The sequence below is a fragment of the Rhizobium ecuadorense genome (assembly GCF_001187535.1).
Lineage (GTDB): Bacteria > Pseudomonadota > Alphaproteobacteria > Rhizobiales > Rhizobiaceae > Rhizobium > Rhizobium ecuadorense.
Window position 1 is genome coordinate 17,119 of record NZ_LFIO01001835.1, and the last position, 17,988, is coordinate 35,106.

Annotated in this window: 18 protein-coding genes; 6 read left to right on the plus strand and 12 right to left on the minus strand. The window is 63.7% G+C overall.

Annotation, left to right across the window (positions count from 1 at the left end; genetic code table 11):
• Positions 1 to 29 precede the first annotated feature (29 nt).
• From AF337_RS38795 to AF337_RS38815, 5 genes are all read right to left on the minus strand, one after another.
• Positions 30 to 959: an NUDIX hydrolase gene (locus AF337_RS38795; protein WP_193393707.1), complete on the minus strand. Its 930-nt coding sequence runs from the start codon at positions 957 to 959 to the stop codon at positions 30 to 32.
• Positions 960 to 1,135: 176 nt separating this feature from the next.
• On the minus strand, positions 1,136 to 1,948 hold the full coding sequence (locus tag AF337_RS38800; protein WP_049736314.1) for a 3-methyl-2-oxobutanoate hydroxymethyltransferase: 813 nt from the start codon (positions 1,946 to 1,948) through the stop codon (positions 1,136 to 1,138).
• A gap of 27 nt (positions 1,949 to 1,975) precedes the next feature.
• Positions 1,976 to 3,199: an NAD(P)/FAD-dependent oxidoreductase gene (locus tag AF337_RS38805; protein ID WP_049736315.1), complete on the minus strand. Its 1,224-nt coding sequence runs from the start codon at positions 3,197 to 3,199 to the stop codon at positions 1,976 to 1,978.
• Positions 3,200 to 3,210: 11 nt separating this feature from the next.
• Positions 3,211 to 3,525 (minus strand): MocE family 2Fe-2S type ferredoxin, encoded by a 315-nt coding sequence (locus AF337_RS38810; protein WP_049736316.1) that lies wholly within the window; start codon positions 3,523 to 3,525, stop codon positions 3,211 to 3,213.
• A gap of 39 nt (positions 3,526 to 3,564) precedes the next feature.
• Positions 3,565 to 4,653 (minus strand): fatty acid desaturase family protein, encoded by a 1,089-nt coding sequence (locus AF337_RS38815; protein ID WP_049736317.1) that lies wholly within the window; start codon positions 4,651 to 4,653, stop codon positions 3,565 to 3,567.
• A gap of 132 nt (positions 4,654 to 4,785) precedes the next feature.
• Here AF337_RS38815 and AF337_RS38820 point away from each other — a divergent pair, with 132 nt between their 5' ends.
• The gene (locus AF337_RS38820; protein ID WP_049736318.1) at positions 4,786 to 5,814 is read left to right on the plus strand and encodes a LacI family DNA-binding transcriptional regulator; all 1,029 of its coding nucleotides are present in this window, start codon (positions 4,786 to 4,788) and stop codon (positions 5,812 to 5,814) included.
• 163 nt (positions 5,815 to 5,977) lie between these two features.
• Positions 5,978 to 6,790 (plus strand): TIM barrel protein, encoded by an 813-nt coding sequence (locus AF337_RS38825; RefSeq protein ID WP_049736347.1) that lies wholly within the window; start codon positions 5,978 to 5,980, stop codon positions 6,788 to 6,790.
• A 232-nt stretch (positions 6,791 to 7,022) separates the two neighbouring features.
• Here AF337_RS38825 and cobM read toward each other — a convergent pair whose 3' ends face one another.
• Both cobM and AF337_RS38835 read right to left on the minus strand, forming a co-directional pair.
• Positions 7,023 to 7,781 carry a precorrin-4 C(11)-methyltransferase gene (gene cobM / locus AF337_RS38830; RefSeq protein ID WP_049736319.1) on the minus strand — a complete coding sequence of 253 codons (759 nt, stop codon included), beginning with the start codon at positions 7,779 to 7,781 and terminating at the stop codon, positions 7,023 to 7,025.
• 4 nt (positions 7,782 to 7,785) lie between these two features.
• A complete protein-coding gene (locus AF337_RS38835) occupies positions 7,786 to 9,018 on the minus strand; it encodes a bifunctional cobalt-precorrin-7 (C(5))-methyltransferase/cobalt-precorrin-6B (C(15))-methyltransferase (RefSeq protein ID WP_049736320.1) in 1,233 nt (410 codons plus the stop codon).
• Between AF337_RS38835 and AF337_RS38840 the strand changes: the two genes are divergently transcribed.
• A complete protein-coding gene (locus AF337_RS38840) occupies positions 9,017 to 9,787 on the plus strand; it encodes a cobalt-precorrin-6A reductase (RefSeq protein WP_049736321.1) in 771 nt (256 codons plus the stop codon). The genes AF337_RS38835 and AF337_RS38840 overlap by 2 nt on opposite strands.
• Here AF337_RS38840 and AF337_RS38845 read toward each other — a convergent pair.
• The 5 genes from AF337_RS38845 to cobF all read right to left on the minus strand — a co-directional run bounded on the left by AF337_RS38845 (position 9,751) and on the right by cobF (position 14,095).
• A complete protein-coding gene (locus AF337_RS38845) occupies positions 9,751 to 10,515 on the minus strand; it encodes a precorrin-3B C(17)-methyltransferase (protein ID WP_049736322.1) in 765 nt (254 codons plus the stop codon). The two genes, AF337_RS38840 and AF337_RS38845, sit on opposite strands and share 37 nt — an antisense overlap.
• Positions 10,512 to 11,246, minus strand: a complete 735-nt coding sequence (locus AF337_RS38850; RefSeq protein WP_049736323.1) for a precorrin-2 C(20)-methyltransferase — start codon at positions 11,244 to 11,246, stop codon at positions 10,512 to 10,514. Before AF337_RS38850 ends, AF337_RS38845 begins: the two co-directional genes overlap by 4 nt.
• Positions 11,243 to 11,875 carry a precorrin-8X methylmutase gene (locus AF337_RS38855; protein WP_049736324.1) on the minus strand — a complete coding sequence of 211 codons (633 nt, stop codon included), beginning with the start codon at positions 11,873 to 11,875 and terminating at the stop codon, positions 11,243 to 11,245. The genes AF337_RS38850 and AF337_RS38855 overlap by 4 nt, the downstream gene beginning before the upstream one ends.
• A 2-nt stretch (positions 11,876 to 11,877) precedes the next feature.
• Complete coding sequence (gene cobG, locus AF337_RS38860; protein ID WP_049736325.1) at positions 11,878 to 13,260, minus strand: precorrin-3B synthase; 1,383 nt, start codon at positions 13,258 to 13,260, stop codon at positions 11,878 to 11,880.
• A 70-nt stretch (positions 13,261 to 13,330) separates the two neighbouring features.
• On the minus strand, positions 13,331 to 14,095 hold the full coding sequence (cobF, locus tag AF337_RS38865) for a precorrin-6A synthase (deacetylating) (protein WP_049736326.1): 765 nt from the start codon (positions 14,093 to 14,095) through the stop codon (positions 13,331 to 13,333).
• A 201-nt stretch (positions 14,096 to 14,296) separates the two neighbouring features.
• Here cobF and repA point away from each other — a divergent pair, with 201 nt between their 5' ends.
• The 3 genes from repA (at position 14,297) to repC (ending at position 17,854) form a co-directional block, all read left to right on the plus strand.
• Positions 14,297 to 15,493, plus strand: coding sequence for a plasmid partitioning protein RepA (repA, locus tag AF337_RS38870; protein WP_049736327.1), 1,197 nt, complete (start codon positions 14,297 to 14,299; stop codon positions 15,491 to 15,493).
• Positions 15,490 to 16,485 (plus strand): plasmid partitioning protein RepB, encoded by a 996-nt coding sequence (repB, locus tag AF337_RS38875; protein WP_049736328.1) that lies wholly within the window; start codon positions 15,490 to 15,492, stop codon positions 16,483 to 16,485. The genes repA and repB overlap by 4 nt, the downstream gene beginning before the upstream one ends.
• A 154-nt stretch (positions 16,486 to 16,639) precedes the next feature.
• On the plus strand, positions 16,640 to 17,854 hold the full coding sequence (gene repC, locus AF337_RS38880; protein WP_049736329.1) for a plasmid replication protein RepC: 1,215 nt from the start codon (positions 16,640 to 16,642) through the stop codon (positions 17,852 to 17,854).
• The last annotated feature ends 134 nt before the right edge of the window (positions 17,855 to 17,988 follow it).

The following is a 17,988-nucleotide window of genomic DNA, read 5'->3' on the forward strand; positions in this document are numbered from 1 at the left end:
CAAATAGATATTCTCACCATGAGCATATGTCAATTGCGGGAGAGCGGTAATTTCGTTCCGGCGAGCGCGCGTTCTTCGAGCACGGTATGGCGGAAGCGGAAGAGCTTGGCCGGCCGGCCGCCGGTTTCGCTTTCCGTGCCGCCGGTTTCCTCGACCAGTTCCTGCTGTTCGATCAGGCGGCGGAAATTCTGCTTGTGCAGCGTCAGTCCCGCCAAGGCCTCGATGGCGCGCTGCAGCTGCAAGAGCGTAAAACTCTCCGGCATCAGCTCGAAGACGACGGGGCGGTATTTGATCTTGGCGCGCAGCCTGGCGATGCCTGTCGCCAGAATCCGGCGGTGATCGGCAAACATCGCCCGGCCGAGATTGCTTTCACCAGCACATCCGGCTTCGGCGACCAGCCCGGCTTCATAGAGCAGTTCGTAGCGCTGCAGGGCGAGATCCTCGTTCCAGCCGCCGCCGTCGAGGCCGAAGGTGAAATCCGCCCGGCGATGGCGGTGGTCGCGCCTGAAAGGATCGTCATCGGCCCAGTCCCGCAGGCGTGTCATGATCTCGTCGAGCACGACTGGCCGGCCGTGGCGATGGTCTTCCCAGGGAAAATATTCGTACCAGCCGTGCCAGCCCGGTCGGCCGGCGCCCGACTGTTCGTTGACGAGGCCGAGATAGCTGATCGAGATCGTCCGCCCGCCCGGAATGTCGTTGTTCCGGTCGCGGTCGGCGAAAGTATAGAGCTGTTCGAGATAGCCGACAGGGTGCTCGGTCTGCTCCTGCACCCATTCGCGCAGGCCCGATTGCAGGGTGCGATGGCCCATTTCGAAAGGGCCTGACGGCAGCGCATTGCCGGAGCGGATGGTCATCACACGCGGCTCGTCCCCCGTCACCGCGACGAGCACCGCAATCAATTCCGCATGCGCAAAGCCGATCGTCACAGGGGACCGAATACTCCGTTCCGAATGGGCCATTCCTGACACAGGCAGGAGCGGAAGCCAATGGCGTGCTCCCCCTTCTCCCCAGCGGGGGTCCGAAGGACGGGTCGAGACCCGTGGCTCGACCCCGGTCGATGCCGGCAGGCCGATGAGGGGGTGAGCGAAGCGAATGCGCTGAGCGTAAGCGAAGGCAAAGAATAGGTGGGACTACTTCACCGATTCCCCGTCTCGCTGGCCAGCCGATCCAGGAAAGCCGTCAATTCCGCCTCGTCGATGCCGACGCAATGGCGCTTCTGCGGATAGGCGCCGGTGCGGACATCCTCGGCGAATTCGGTGAAGGCGGCGATGCGTTCGCGCTGCAGCCGGTCGTGTTCGGCGGCGAAGTTGCGGTAGACCTTGGCATGGCGCGGATAATGGTCGCGATTGGCGCCGAGCACGTCGTCGGCGAAGAGATATTGGGCGTCGCAGCCGCTGCCGGCGCCCATGGAGATCATCAGCATCGAGGTATTGCTGCTGATGGCGGCGGCGACATCGCCCGGCACGACTTCGATTTCGGCGGCAAAGGCGCCGGCTTCTTCCAGCGCCTTGGTCTGCCGCCAGATCTCTGCGGCGCTCGCCGCCGTCTTGCCGACGGCGCGGAAGCCGCCGGTCCAGGTTGCCTTCGACGGGATCAGGCCGAGATGGCCGCAGACCGGGATGCCTTCGTCGCGCATGCGCCGGATCGTCTGCAGGCTGGCGGCGCAATAGACCGCATCGCCGCCGGCCTTCAGCGCCGCGAAGGCCGCGCGCAGATAATCTTCGGCCGAGACAAGATCGCCATATTCCAGACCCGGAATGGCAAAGGGCGTCGGGGCGATCTCGCGAAAGACCGGGCCGAGCAGCGAGGGCGGCACCGAGACGATGTCGATCCCCGCCTTTTCGGCCGCTTCCGCCTCCTCCAGCGAGGTGACGCGCAGCATGGTGAGCTGGCGCTTGCCTTTTTCCGCCAGCAGGTCGGCGACGGTTGCGCGCTTGTGTTTCTTCATCGTCAATTCCTTTGAATATATCGGGGCTCAGGCGGCCAGCAGGGATTTCAGTTTGATGTCGCTGGCGGCGAGCGCCGCCGGGTCCGGATGAGCGCGGGCTGCGATCAGCATTTCGGCGAGGCGGATATCTCGCGCCACCGCGTTGCCCGGCCCGATGCCGCTGGCGGCGATCAATCGTCCGTCGGCATCGAGATGGAACAGAATGAAGGCGCCGGGTCCGAGGTCGCGGCGCCGATGCGTGACGGCGCCTTCGGCAAGGCCTGCTATCTGCAGCGTCAGATCGTATTGATCCGACCAGAACCACGGCACCGAGGAAACGGCTTCGTCGCGGCCGAGCAAGTTGGCCGCGGCCAATGTGCCCTGCTCCTGGGCGTTGCGCCAGGATTCCAGCCGCACCCGGCGGCCGCCATAGACCGGCAACGGAAAGGAGCAGCAATCGCCGGCGGCAAAAACATCCGCAGCCGAAGTCCGCAGATGGGTATCGACGGCAATGCCGTTTTCGACTGCAAGCCCCGCCCTTTCGGCGATCTCGACATTCGGCCGCGCGCCGATGCCGACAAGGACGAGATCGGCGTCGATCACCTCGCCGGCCGACAATCGGATCACGGCCTTTCCGCCTTCCTCGCTCAGCGCCGCGATCGAGACGCTGCAGCGGATATCGACGCCCTCGGCGCGGTGGCGCTCGGTCAGCAGGTGAGCGATTTCCTCAGGCACACCGCGCTTCAGCACCCGTTCCAGCCCCTCGATGACGGTGACCTCGGCGCCGAGAAGGCGGGCGGTCGCCGCCAGTTCCAGGCCGATGAAGCCGCCGCCGATGATGGCGATATGCTTCCCCGGCCGCATGGTCTCGCGCAGTGCCGTCGCATCATGATGCGTCCTCAGCGAGCGAATAAAGGTGGTGCCGTCCGGGACGCCGGGGAACGAACGCGCGGCGGCACCCGTCGCCAGCAGAAGCCTGTCATAGGAAAGCGTCGTCCCGTCGGAAAGCGTGACGGTTCTCGATGCCGCGTCGAACTCCTTCGCCTCCAGGCCGGTCAGCAGCCGGATGCGGCTTTCGGCGTATTTTTCCGCCGCAGCGATGAATTTCGGATCGCTTGCATCGGAACCCGCCTTCGAAAGCGGCGGCCGTTCATAGGGATGAAGGGGTTCGGCGCCGACAAGCGTTATTTCGCCGTCAAAACCCTTTTCCCGCAGGGCGAAAGCGGCGCGCGCACCGCATTCGCCGGCACCCAAGATAACGAAATGGGCCACATCAGCCTCCGTCAGACCGAGATGAAGACGCTGCCGCCTTCGACCTTCACAGGATAGGTCTTGAGATTGACGCAGACCGGCGCGCCCTTGGCTTCGCCCGTCTTGTAGTTGAAACGGCCGTTATGCTTCGGGCATTCGATGATCTCCTCCATGACGAGCCCGTCGGCGAGATGGATATGTTCATGCGTGCAGAGCCCGTCGGTCGCGAAGAATTCGTCGTCGGGGCTGCGGTAGACAGCAAAGGTGCGCCCCCCATGATCGAAGCGGATGACATCCTCTTCGTCGATCTCGTCCTTGCCGCAGACTTCGATCCAGTTTCCGCTCATCTCATCCTCCCTCGATTGTGATTATTGCCTTGATCGTGATTATTGCGCAGCCGGAGCCAGCTCATTGTGGAACTCTTCGCGATAGGGCCGCGCGGTGGCCGGCAGTTCGCGCTTCAGGAAATAATCCTCGTTGCGCAGCTGGCGCAGGAAGGCCGGGATCATCTCGCGATAGCCGGAGAGGATCGACGGGTTTGCCGCCGGCAGGTCGTGCTTGATCATCGCGTGCAGTCTGGGCAGCGCGTGGTAGGGCACCATCGGGAACATGTGATGTTCGACGTGGTAGTTCATGTTCCAATAAATGAAGCGGCTGATCGGGTTCATATAGACCGTGCGGCTGTTTAGCCTGTGGTCGATGACGTTGTCGGCCAGGCCGCCATGCTGCAAAAGCCCGGTCAGCACATGGTGCCAGGCGCCGTAGAGGCGCGGCAGGCCGATCAGCATCAGTGGCAGGATCGAACCCATGGCGAGTGCTGCGGCGATCGTGGCGACATAGATCGCCAGCCAGATGCGGGCGATGCGGATCGCCTTCGGCTGCTCCATCTCCGGAATGAAAGTCTTTTCCGCCGCGCCGATGACGCCGGCGGCATTGCGCAGCATGTCGACGATCGCATGCCAGACATCGAGGATGCCGAAGAAATTGAGGACCAACCGGACGAGGTCGGGCGGGCGCATGACGGCGATCTCGGGATCGCGGCCGACGATGACGGTATCGGTATGATGGCGCGTGTGGCTCCAACGCCAGGTCACCGGATTGCGCATGATCATGAAGCAGGCGATCTGGTAGACGGCATCGTTCATCCAGCGCGTCTTGAAGGCGGTGCCGTGGCCGCATTCGTGCCAGCGGCTGTCGGAGGCCGAGCCATAGAGCACGCCATAGGCGAGGAAGAAGGGCAGTGCGATCCACGAGCCCCAGAAATAGATGCCGAGCCCGGCAAGGACCACCATGCTGCCGAGCCAGATGACGGTGTCACGGATACCAGGCGCATCCGAGCGCTGCATCAGCGCCTTCATCTCCTTGCGTGGAATATCCGTGTGGTACCACTGTGCTGCCGCCAGTCCCGTCTCGACGGCGGTGCGGCCGCTTTCGCCGAGCAGGTCGTAGTCCCGTTTCTTTGCCTGGATCGTCATCATCCGCCTCCCGTTATGCCGTTGCCGAGAGAATAGGTTGACTTCGGAAGAGGCTCAATGCAGGCTTGATGTAATCTATCAAAAGCTATCATGGATGGCTCGCATTCATGATCGAATCCATCAGGAACGCCGATGCGCCGTCCGACCATATCTGATCTCGCCCGCGCCTCCGGCGTCAGCGTCGCCACCGTCGATCGCGTCTTGAACGGCCGCCACCGCGTTCGCGAGGAAACGGCGCGGCGGGTCTATGATGCGGCCCAGTCGATCGGCTATCACGCCGTCGGGCTGATTCGGCAACGTGTCTTCGAGGATTTGCCGCAATATAAGCTGGCCTTCTTGCTGCAAAAGCCGATGCAGCCCTTCTATCAGGCTTTTGCTCGCGAGATCGAAGTGGCGGCGCGCGCCGTGACCACCGCCCGTCTCCAGATCCAGATCGACTATCCCTCCGCTTCGACACCGGCGGCGATCGTCGAGAAACTCAAGGCCCTCGGCGCCCGCAATCAGGCCATCGCTCTCGTCGCTCCAGACTATCCTGCGGTAACGGCGGCAATTGAGGAACTGAGGGAAAGAGACATTCCCGTCTTTTCGCTGCTTTCCGACTTCGCCTCGGGGGTGCGCAATGCCTATATTGGCGTTAACAACCGCAAGGTCGGCCGCACTGCCGCCTGGGTGATTGCCAAGACTGCCCGTGTGCCGGGCAAGGTCGCCTGTTTCGTCGGCAGCCACCGTTTTCACGGACATGAGCTGCGCGAGATCGGTTTTCGTTCCTATTTTCGTGAAAACGCGCCGGAATTCGACGTCATCGATACATTGATTAACCTGGATACTCCGGAGATCACTCATGAGGCAACACTGACACTGTTAGGGAAACATCCCGATCTCGTCGGCCTTTATGTCTGCGGCGGCGGCATGGAGGGCGCGATCTCGGCTGTTCGTGAGGAAAGCCTCGGCGGCAAGATCGTCCTTGTCGTCAACGAACTGACGCCCGACAGCAAAGCGGGGCTTGCCGACGATATCGTCGCCATGGCGATCGGCACGCCCCTGCCCGCCCTGTGCAAGGAGCTGATGGCACTGATGACGAGCGCAATCGAAAACAGCGAAACCGCCGTTCCCGGCCAGTTCTTCCTGCCCTTCGATATCCACATCTCGGAGAACCTCTGAGAAATGATGGGATTCTATCATTTCGGCTGAAATTCTTTCAGCAATGAAAGCGGGCGGCGGCGATGGCCGATGGATTGCCGCAGGAATTCCGATAGAGATTCGCAGGCCCATTCACGAGGAACTGCTCCGCTTATGCCGCGGAGACGAGGAGGAACTATCCGTCATGACTTCGATCCGCTTTGCGCTCAACCATATGGCCGCACCTTCGCTCGCCATCGATGATTTCTTCGCGCTGACAAAGTCGCTCGGCATCGACGCGGTCGAGATCCGCAACGATCTTTCCGGCAATGCCATTCTCGACGGCACCAAACCGGAAGCGATCAAGGACGCGGCCAGCCGCCACGGCCTGACGATCATCTCGATCAACGCCCTGCAGCGTTTCAACGAGTGGAATGTCGCAAGGGCCGCTGAAGCGCAGGAACTGATCGATTACGCCAGCGCCTGCGGCGCCAAGGCGCTCGTCCTTGTTCCGAAGAACGACGGCACCGGCTGCGCCGACGGCGAACGCCAGGCCAATCTGCGCCAGTCGCTGACGGCGCTGAAGCCGATGCTTGAGAAAGCCGGCATCACAGGCCTCGTCGAGCCGCTCGGTTTCGAGATCTGCTCGCTGCGCTCGAAGACCGAGGCGGCCGAGGCGATCAGGGAACTCGGCGCGCAATCGACCTTCAAGCTCGTCCACGACACCTTCCACCATCACCTTGCCGGGGAAGCCGCGACCTTCCCGGAGCTTGCCGGCCTGGTGCACATTTCCGGCGTCAGCAACCCCTCTGTTTCCGTTGCCGATATGCGCGATTCCCATCGTGTGCTCGTCGACGGCGACGACCGGCTCGACAATGCCGGGCAGATCAAGGCGCTGCTGCAGGCGGGCTATAAGGGGCCCTGTTCCTTCGAGCCCTTTGCGGCGGAAGTGCATGCCGTGAAGGACCCGGCCGGCGCGCTTCGCGCCAGCATGGATTATCTCACCGCACGGGTTTGAGACAAAGTCTCCTCCGTCATGCTCGGCCTTGTGCCGAGCATCTGACCACTGCTGTTGGTTGACAGGAAAACATTTCTTTTCAGATACTTAATTGGACCGGCGCAGATCCTCGGCACAAGGCCGAGGATGACGCCGCGGGTTTTGCAGCGCTTGTCAACAAACCGAGGGCGAGCAGGCTCGCCTGTTATTGAGCTCCGAGAGGTCGCGCCACCAGCGCGGCCAGTTTTTGAAATTATTCCCGACCTCTGAACCGACGCTGATAGGCGGGGTCGTAGAGTGAGCTCTCCCGGAAATCCTCTGCTGCCAGCGACGGGCCGACGAAGATGATCGCCGTGCGTTCGATCGGCTCGGCCACAACCTTCGCCTCGATATCGGAAAGCGTGCCGCGCAGGATGCGTTCGTCCGGCCAGGAGGCCTTGACGACGATCGCCACCGGGCAGTCGGCGCCATAAAGCGGCGTCAATTCCTCTACCACCTGCTTCAGCGCGTGGATTGCCAGATGGATCGAAAGCGTCGCGCCCGTCGCGCCGAATTTCGCCAGGGTCTCGTCGTTCGGCATCGGTGACGCCCGGCCGGAAACGCGGGTGAGCACCAGGCTTTGGGCCACTGACGGGATCGTCAACTCACGCCCGAGCGCCGAGGCGGCCGCCGCAAAGGCCGGCACACCCGGCGTCATCGAATAGGCGATACCGTGTTTCTCGAGCCGGCGCACCTGCTCGGCGACGGCACTCCAGACCGAGAGATCGCCGGAATGCAGCCGAGCGACATCCTGGCCGGCCGCTGCGGCGCTCAGATATTCCGCCTCGATCTCGTCGAGCGACATCGGCGCGGTATCGACGATACGCGCATCCGGCGGGCAATATTGCAGCAGTTCGGGCGAGACGATCGAGCCGGCATAGAGGCAGACCGGGCATCTAGCGATGAGATCGCGGCCGCGCACCGTGATCAGATCTGCAGCCCCTGGTCCCGCGCCGATGAAATGCACCGTCATTCCGTCATCCTTTCGTCCAGCGCCACTGCGTCACCGGCATGGCCGGCCGCCAGCCACTCATGCCGCCGATGGGCAAGGCGCGTGATATTTCGATCCGTGTGAGAAAGCCGCCGCGTTTTGTGTGTTCTGCGAGCAGCACGGCTTCCATCTCCAGCGTCACGGCATTGGCGACGAGCCGCCCTCCCCGCTTCAGCGCGGCGATAGCGGCATCGATGACGCCGGGCTCGCTGCCGCCGCCGCCGAGGAAGATCGCGTCCGGTTCCGGCAGGCTTGCCAGCGCGCCGGGTGCTGCGCCTTCGACGATGGCGAGATGCGGCACGCCGAAGGCGGATGCGTTGCGGGCGACGCGCGCGGCCCGCTCCGGTGATTGTTCGATGGCGATTGCCTTCAGCGACGGATCGGCCAGCATCCATTCGATGCCGATCGATCCCGAACCCGCGCCGATATCCCAGAGCAGCTCACCGTGATGCGGCGCGAGCGCGGACAGCGTCATCGCCCGGACCTCGCGTTTGGTGATCTGTCCGTCATGCTCGAACAACGCGTCTTCGAGCCCGGCGACGAAAGGCAGAATACGCGCCCCCTCCCCTGCCGTGATTTCCAGCGCGCAGACGTTCAGGGAATCGATGTCCGTGAGATTAAAATCCGCGGCCAGGGCATGTCTCCGCCGTTCCCGTGCGCCGCCTAGCGCCTCGAGCACGGTAAGTTGTGACTGACCGAAGCCGGTTGCGGCAAGCAGGGTGGCCAGATCGCCTGGGCCCTTCTCGTCCGAGGTCAGCGCGATGATGCGTCGCCCGTGGTGCAGATGCGGCCGGATCAGGTCGATCGGCCTGCCATGCAGCGAAATCGTCGCGACGTCCTGCAACGGCCAGCCAAGGCGCGAGGCGGCAAGGCTGAAGGCCGAGGGCGCGGGGATGGTGCGCATTTCTTCTGCCGCCACATGGCGGGAAAGCGTTGCGCCGACGCCGTAAAGAAACGGATCGCCGGAGGCGAGCACGACGACGGGCGTGCCGCGCCTTTGCAGGATGGCATCGACCGAGCGCTCGAACGGGCTCTGCCAGGAAAACCTCTCGCCCGATATCAGCGATGCGGCAAGCGCATGGTGTCGTATCCCGCCGAAGACGGCGGGCGCGGTGGCGATCAGCTCCCTCGCCTCTTCGCCAAGCCCTTCTGGACCATCTTCGCCGATGCCGATAATAGTCAGCCAGCGCGGGCCTGAAGCAGGAGAGAGATCAGACATGGGCAGACCTCGCATTCTGATCCTCGGCGGCACCAGCGAAGCGCGCCTGCTCGCCGAGGCGCTCGCGGCGCGGGGAAATGGCGATGTTCTTCTGTCGCTGGCCGGCCGCACTGAAAAACCGGCCGCGCAGCCGGTTCCGGTTCGCAGCGGCGGTTTCGGTGGCGCTGCGGCGCTGGCCGATTTTCTGAAGGCCGGCGGATATGATCTGCTGATCGATGCCACGCATCCCTTCGCCGAGCGCATTTCCGCCAATGCCGCCTTTGCCGCCGAGACCACCGGCATCGCCGCGATCGCTTTGCGCCGTTCCGAATGGCAGCGCTTGCCGGGCGATCGCTGGCGGGGGGTGCGGAGCATTCCGGCCGCCATCGCGGCGCTCGGCCCCTCCCCTCGCCGGGTCTTGCTGGCGACGGGCCGGCAGGGCGCCCATCATGCGGAGGCGGCGCCGCAGCATTTCTATCTCATCCGCAGCGTCGATCCCGTCGAGCCGCCGCTGGCGCTTGTCGATGTCGACTATGTGATTGATCGCGGCCCCTTCCCGCTGGAGGGCGAATGCGCCTTGCTGAAGCAGCACCGGATCAACGCCATTATTGCCAAGAACAGCGGTGGCGCCGCCACCTATGCGAAGATCGAGGCGGCCCGCCTGCTCGGCATCGAGGTGATGATGGTGGCGCGCGCGCCGGCCTCCACGGTCAAGACGGTCGACACTGTCGAGGCGGCGCTGGCGGCGATCGATCACCTCTTCCCCCCTGCCATGAAACGCGGGGTATAGACGAGGTCCGGCCGGCCGGGCCGCGCGACAATCCGCGTTTCGGCTGAGCCGATGATGACGCAGGTCGCCATATCGGCGATCGACGCGTCCGCCTGCGACAGCGGCTGCACGACGATACGCTCGTCCGGCCGCCCGGCCGCCCGCCCGAAAATAACCGGTGTCGTTGCCGGCAGATGATCGCGCAACAGCTTGAAGGCCTCGCCGAGCTGCCAGGGCCGCGCCCGGCTGATCGGATTGTAGAGGGCGATGACGAAACCGGCCTTGGCTGCGAGTTCGAGGCGGTTTTCTATTATATTCCAAGGCTTTAGATTGTCGGAGAGCGAAATGGCGCAGAAATCGTGGCCAAGCGGCGCCCCGGCTCTCGCCGCCACCGCCAGCATCGCGGTGATGCCGGGCAGGATGGTAAGGTCGACGGCGCGCCAGGCTGCCGGCCCGTTCTCGATCGCCTCACAGACGGCGGCGGCCATGGCGAAGACACCGGGGTCGCCGCCGGAGACGACGCAGACTTTCGCGCCATCCGCCGCCATGGAAAGGGCCGCCCCTGCCCTGTCGAGTTCCTCGCGATTGTCGGAGGCATGCCGCAGCTGATCGTTGCGGAGCTGCAGCCGGTCGAGATAGGGGCCGTAACCGAAGAAATCCGTTGCCGCGTCGACGGCAGCCAGCGCTTCCGGCGTCATCTGCTCGGGATTGCCGGGACCGGTGCCGATCACGAAAAGCCGGCCGCTCATCGGCTGCCCTCCCAGCCGGGCACAAGGACCAGCGAAAAATACGGCGCATCGCCTTCAGTCTTGTCGGCGAGCTTTTCCATCGCCGCATTCGCCATGGTGCCGCGCTCGACATAGACGGCTTCCGCAAGCCGGCCCGCCGCCGCCAAGGCCCGGCGGATCTTCGGCAGATTGCGGCCGACCTTCATGATGACGGCGGCTTGTGTATCGGCAAGGCGGCGAGTCAGCTCGGCCTCGGCCATCGTACCGGGCAGTACGGAAAGCACATCGTCGCCCTGGACGATCGGCATGCCGGCGAGGGACCAGCAGCCGGACATGGCGCTGATGCCGGGGATCACTTCCGTCGGATAGCGCTGGGAAAGCCTGACATGCAGGTGCATATAGGAGCCGTAGAACAGCGGATCGCCTTCGCTGAGCACGGCGACGCTCAGGCCGGCCTCGAGATGGCCGGCGACGGTTTCGGCAGACCGGTCGTAGAACTGGGTGATCAGGCTCTGATAGCGCTCGTCGTTCTTATCGATCTCGGTGGTGACGGGATAATAGAGCGGCAGCAGCGTCACGCCGGATTTCAGCAGCGGCTCGACGATCGCCTTGCCGTTGCCGCCCCTGCCCTGCTTGGCGAAATAGGCGATGACGTCAGCGCCTTCGATGGCGCGAACGGCTTTGAGGGTCAAAAGCTCCGGATCGCCGGGACCGGTGCCGACGCCGATGAGACGGCCTGTCGTCGTCGTCATAGGCCCGGCCTCGCCAGCGCGTTGATCGCCGCCGCCGTCATGGCGCTGCCGCCGAGCCGGCCGCGCACGATGGCGAAGGGGACGCCGTAAGAATTCTCCACCAGCGCATCCTTCGATTCCGCCGCGCCGACAAATCCCACCGGCATGCCGAGGATCGCTGCGGGTTTCGGGGCGCCGTCGCGCAGGAGTTCGAGCAGGTGGAAGAGTGCCGTCGGCGCATTGCCGATCGCGACAATGCTGCCGCCGAGCCGGTCGAGCCAGAGATGCATGGCGGCGGCCGAGCGCGTATTGCCGATCTCGCGCGCCAGTTCCGGCGTGGCGGGATCGCGCAGCGTGCAGATCACCTCGTTCAGCGCCGGCAGCCGCGCCCGGGTCACGCCCTGGGAGACCATTTCCGCATCGCAGAAGATCGGCGCCCCGGCCTTCAGCGCGTCGCGCGCAGCCGTGACGACATCGGCGGAGAACAGGAAATGCTCCGCCGCTTCGACCAGCCCGCAAGCATGGATCATGCGCACGGCGATGTCGGCCTGATCTTCGGTGAAGCGCGAAAGATCGGCCTCAGTGCGGATGATCGCAAAGGAACGCTCGTAGATCGCGTCGCCGCTGCGGATATAATCGTAGTCTGGCATTCTTAATCCTGTCGCAGCGCCTTCGAAACGCCGGTTGTGCCCAGCCGTGTAAGGCAGGCGGCAGCCGATTCGCCAGCGCCTCTGTTGTCTTCGATGGACCGGGCGAGCCTCTCTATAGCGAAATCGATCCGACCGCCAGCGATCCGTTCGTCCGGCCGATCCGCGGCAAGCCCGCTGAGGATGAGGTCGTAACCTTCAGCCGTGCCCGTCAGCGTCAGCGCCGGCCGGGCATGCGCGCAGCCCTTGGCGCAGCCGGAGAGATGCAGCGTCAGCGAACCGTCGAAGAGGGCAGGTGCCGCGGCCAGGATGCGGCGCGCCAGAGCGCGTGTTTCGTAGAAGGCGGAACCGCAGGCGCCGGCGCCGGCGCAGGCGGCGATATGCTCGGCATTCTCGCCGGCTTGGGCGCTGAAGCCACATTGGGCCGCCGCGGTCTGCACGGCCGGCGCCGCCTCTGCGGCAAGCCCGAGCAGGAAGAAACCGCGGCCGGGCGCCAGTCGGATCTCGGCTGCGCCATGGGCCGCAGCGAGATCGAGCAGGGCAATCAGATCGGCTGCGCGCATCTGCCCGAATTCCGGCCGGACGCCGAGCACGGTTTTGCCGTCCGCCAGTCTGTGCAGGCCGGCAAGCGGCCTCTTGACCACGCCGGACGGAAGGGGTCGAGGTTCGCTGATGGCGGGAAAGCGTGCCCGCAGAAGCGCCGGGTCGATATCCCGTGCCCGGCTGCCCTGCCCGAGCTTTGCCAGCAGGCTCAGAACCTCGCCCACGGCAGAGACCGCCGCTTCCGCAGGGCCAACCACAATCGGCGTTGCAGTTTCGCTATCGCCGTTGATGGCGACAAGCCACTGCGTCTGGGATGACGCGACGAGACGGATATCGGCTGTAAGTGCCGACAAGCCGAAGGCTCCGCGGCCGTCGACGACGATCGACAGTTTCGGCGCAAGCCGCGGCGAAGCGAGGAGATCCTGAAGCTTGCCGCGCAAAGACAGCTCCATTGCGGTGGGATCGCTCACCTCTTCCGGGTCGATGCCGTGCAGCGGCGATATCTCGATCGCCGGTCCGTCCGGCACGGTAATGCCGGCGGCATCGATATCGGAGGCGAGCTGTGCGACGGTCTCGGCCTGCAGCCCGCGGATTTGCAGATTGCCGCGTGCGGTGATCTCGAGAATGCCGTTTCCGTGTGCCGCGGCTGCGCGAGCCAGTGTTGTGAATTGCGGCAGCGTCAACGCGCCGCCGGCCGGTCGCAGCCGCACCAGCAGGCCGTCGCCGGTCGCCATCGGCGCGGCGAGGGCGGGGCAGGCGCCGCGCGAGCGCGTCTTCGCCGCCGCGCGGCGCTGCAACTCCGTCTCGCCTCTCCTGTCGATCGCCTTGACGCTGTCGATGCCCATTCTCAATCCTCTGTCCGTTTCTTACATGATCGCGGCGGACGCGGCAAAACATGGGAAACGGTTGGTCCCGCTATTCCTCGAAATCCCGCCCCTTGCGCAGAAGATAGATGTCCATGATCCAGCCGTGCCGCTGCCTGGCCTCGCTCCTGAGTGTCAGAATGTCGGCCGCGATATCGCCGAGCCGCCCGGATCTGACGATCTCATCCTCCGTGCCGAGATAGGCGCCCCAGAAGATCTCGGCATCGGGATCGTCGATCTTGGCAAAGGCCTGTTCACCGTCGAGCATGACGACCGTGGTGGGCGCCTGCAGCCCGTCGCGCGCCAGCCTGCGCCCGGTGGTGATCTCGATCGGTTTGCCGACGAGGTTGACCGGGATTTTGTGACTGGCGGCCAGGGCCTGGATGCTGGTGATGCCGGGAACGACGCTGTAGTCGAAATCCACGCCGCCGTCCTGCCGCACACGTTCGATGATGCGGATCGTGCTGTCGTAGAGGCTGGGATCGCCCCAGACGAGAAAGGCACCGCGGCCGTCATCGGCGAGGCCGTCGATCAGCTCTTTATAGATGAGGGCGATCTCGCCATGCCAGGCGTCGACGCTTTGCGTGTAGCTTCTGTCCGCCGTCCGCCTTTGCGGCACCGCGAATTCTGAGATCCGGATCCCCGGCCGGGTGACATATCGCTCGCAGATTTCGCGACGGATCTCCGCGAGCTCTTCCTTGCCAGTCCCTTTGACCGGCAGGAAGATCACCTCGGCTGAATTCATCGCGTTTATTGCCTGTATGGTGACATGCTCCGGGTTGCCCGTGCCGATGCCGATGATATGGATGTGCTTCAAGCCGATACTCCCTTGAGTCCCGGCGGTCTTGCCGAAAAAGCCGGTTCGCCGCAAGGGCGATGGCGAAGAGTTGGCCGCGGCCAACCGGGCCGGAATGGGCTCCCGGCCCCTATTGTTGCCGCAAATCCCGAATCGTGTCACTTTCAATACGCTTTTTGACGCTATGTTGACAGAAAAGCGCATCGAAAAGGATTGGGTGTTTTGGACAACATTAGCGTATCGACGACAGATGTGCGGATCGAGCGGCATGCGAACCAGCTTTCGCGGCAATTGAAGCTTCTCCGCGACAAGCTGTTTCCGCCGCTCGCGCAGAAGACGCTGCGGACATTTTCTTCAGGCGAGGCCGCCCAGATGATCGGCGTGTCCGACGGCTATCTTCGCCAGCTTTCCCTGGATGGCAAGGGGCCGCAGCCGGAGCTTTCCCAGAATGGCCGGCGCTCCTATACGCTCGGCCAGATCAATGAATTGCGCCAATATATGGCGAAGCTGAAGCCGAAGGATGCGCTCAGCTATCTTCCCTGGCGGCGTCCCGGGGAGAAGCTGCAGACGGTTGCCGTCACCAATTTCAAGGGCGGCTCGGCCAAGACGACGACGACGCTTTATCTGGCGCAGTATCTGGCGTTGGCCGGTTACCGGGTGCTTGCCATCGATCTCGATCCGCAGGCCTCGCTCTCCTCCATGCTTGGTGTCCAGCCCGAATTCGATCTTTCCGATGGCGATACGCTCTATGGCGCCATTCGCTACGATGCCGGCCGCAAGCCGTTGAAGGACATCGTCCGCAAGACCTATTTCGACGGGCTCGATCTGGTGCCGGGCAATCTTGAACTGATGGAATTCGAGCATGAAACGCCGCGGGCGCTCAATGACCGGCAGAAGCCGGCCGAGCTGTTCTTCCGCCGCGTCGGCGTGGCAATCGCCGAGGTCGAGGCCAATTACGACGTCGTGGTGATCGACTGCCCACCGCAGCTCGGTTATCTCACTCTTGGTGCGGTCTGCGCGGCAACGTCGCTGCTCATCACCATCCATCCGCAGATGGTCGATGTCGCCTCCATGTCGCAATTCCTGCTGATGACCTCGGATCTGCTGTCTGTGGTCCGCAAGGCCGGCGGCGACCTGCAGCACGACTTCATCAAATATGTCGTCACCCGTCACGAACCTTTCGACGCGCCGCAGTCGCAGATCGTTGCGCTGCTGCGCAGCCTGTTCGGCGACGACGTCTTGACGGCAACCATTCTCAAATCGACGGCGATCGCCGATGCCGGCCTGACCAAGCAGACGCTGTTCGAAATCGAAAAGGGGCAGGTGCGTCGCTCGACCTACGATCGGGCGCTGGAATCGGTCAATGCCGCCAATAGCGAGGTTCTCGCCGGCATTCACAAAGCCTGGGGCCGGCCATGAGCAGACGCGATCGCCTGAAAGGTCTTTTCGACGATACGGCGCAGGAGTTGGCCGCGGCCAACTACGAAGAACCGTCTTCGCGCGGCGCGGCAGGGCCGGTCCGGACGATGGCACTGACGCTCGGGCGCATGGAGGAAGAGAGCAGGGCGATGCAGGAGGCCTTGCTCTCAGGCGAACGCATCGTCGAGCTCGATCCCGATCTGATCGATTCCTCCTTCGTCCGCGACCGCCTCGCCGACCAGCCACTCGATATCGACGACGAGCTGGTGCAGTCGATCGCCGAAAACGGCCAGGAAGTGCCGGTTCTCGTTCGTCGCCATCCCGACGATGAGAGCCGCTACCAGATCGCCTACGGCCATCGCCGCCTGCAGGCCGTCAAGCTGCTCGGGCGCAAGGTGCAGGCGATCGTCCGCCAACTTGACGATACCGATGTTGTCATCGCTCAGGGCATCGAAAATTCGGCGCGCCGCAACCTTTCCTACATCGAGCGCGCTGTCTTTGCCCTCAATCTCGAGATCAAGGGCTTTGAGCGTCCGATCATTATGAAGGCGCTGTCGACCGATAAGACCGAGCTGTCGAAGCTGCTCTCCGTCGCCAAGGCCATCCCGGCCGAGATCGTCAGGTCGGTGGGTGCTGCCCCCGGCATCGGGCGCCGCAAATGGATGGCGCTTGCCCACGACTGGAACGGGATGACGGCGGTGCGGCTTGCCAAGCTCGTCGGCTCGGAAAAGTTCATGGCGGAGGAGAGCGACCGCCGTTTTGAGCTTCTGGTTGCCGAGCTCGCCCGGAAAGAGGCGAAGCCCGAAGCCACGGAATATGACTGGAAGCCGAAGAGCGGCGGCAAGATTGCCGGCCGAATCAAGAGCGCCGGCAATTCCTTCACGATCGCGTTGAAGACCGGCGATGCGCCGGATTTCGGCGCTTACATTTCACGCCGTCTCGATGAGCTATACGAAGCTTATCGGGCCGGAAGGTTGCAAGCAGGAGAGTAGGCCGCAAAAGAAAAAAGCCTCCGAACGTTGCCGTCGCGGAAGCCTTTCTCATATCTGGACAATCTGAGAATCGCACTTCCTCGAATCACTGTCAAGCATCTTCGGCATCCTTTTGGGTGGTAGGTTTCTTTTGCCTTGAAAAAAGGTGAGGGACATGGAGCCTCAATATGTATCGACGCCCTTTGGGCGGCGATCGATGACGCGTGGCATGCTGGCAAGCCAGGAAAGTGCCAGCAAGGTCGAACCGGACGCATCGGTCGATAAGTGGAAGATCTTTCGCGCGCTCTGCGAAGCAAAGGACATGGTCGGCGTATCCGATCGTGCGCTCGCCGTTCTCAACGCGCTGTTGACCTTCTATCCGAAGAACGAGATTGCCGAGGCCAACGGCTTCGTCGTCTTTCCCTCGAACGAGCAGTTGTCGCTGCGCACGCACGGGATGGCCGGAACGACGCTGCGGCGGAACCTGGCGATGCTGGTGGAGGCCGGGCTGATCATCCGGCGCGATAGCCCGAACGGCAAACGTTTTGCCCGCCGCAACGGCGAGGGCGGGCTCGGAGAGGCCTTCGGCTTCAGCCTGGCGCCACTGCTGGCGCGTGCAGGCGAGATCGAGGCACAGGCGGCTCAGGTGCTCGCCGGCAAGCTCGAATGGAAGCGCCTGCGGGAGCGGCTGACCCTCTGCCGGCGCGACATCAGCAAACTCATCGAGATCGCCCTGGAAGAGAAAATCGCGGGTGAATGGATCGAGATGCAGACGCATTTCAATCTGCTGTCGGCAAGCCTGCCGCGCCGCCCGTCGGCCGCCGAGATGGAACATCTGCTGAGCGATCTCGAAGCTTTCCGCGAGTTGATCGTCAAGACGCTGGAATTGAAGACGAAAACAGAAAAATCAGACGCCAATGACAGCCAAAACGGTCGGCACATACATAATTCAAACCCACACCCTACATCTGAACTTGAACCAAGCTTCGAACCGAAGCAGGGCGTAAAGCCGGAGGAAGAACCGCGGCCGTGGCGGGAGCCGCCAAAATCCTTCCCCCTTGCCATGGTGCTGCAGGCCTGCCCGGAGGTCGTCGCTTATGGGCCGGGCGGCGGGATCGGCAGCTGGCGGGATCTGATGGCCGCGGCCGTCATCGTCCGTTCGATGCTGGGCGTCAGTCCGAGCGCCTATCAGCTGGCCTGCGATGTCATGGGGCCGGAAAACGCCGCCACGGTGATCGCCTGCATCCTGGAAAGGGGCGGACATATCAACTCAGCCGGCGGCTATCTGCGTGATCTGACACGGCGGGCCGAGCGCGGCGAGTTCTCGCTTGGGCCGATGCTGATGGCGCTGATGCGGGCCAATGGTCCGATAGCGCGGAAAACCGGGTGAACGGCCATGAAAAAGCTTCGCGCCAGCTGCGACAACTAGAAGCTAAGCGGCGGCTTGCTCAGCCGTCTCGATCGCTTCCTTCCCTGGCCTTTTGTTGAAATGCGCCGTTAACCATGTCATAGATGGCGGAAGGA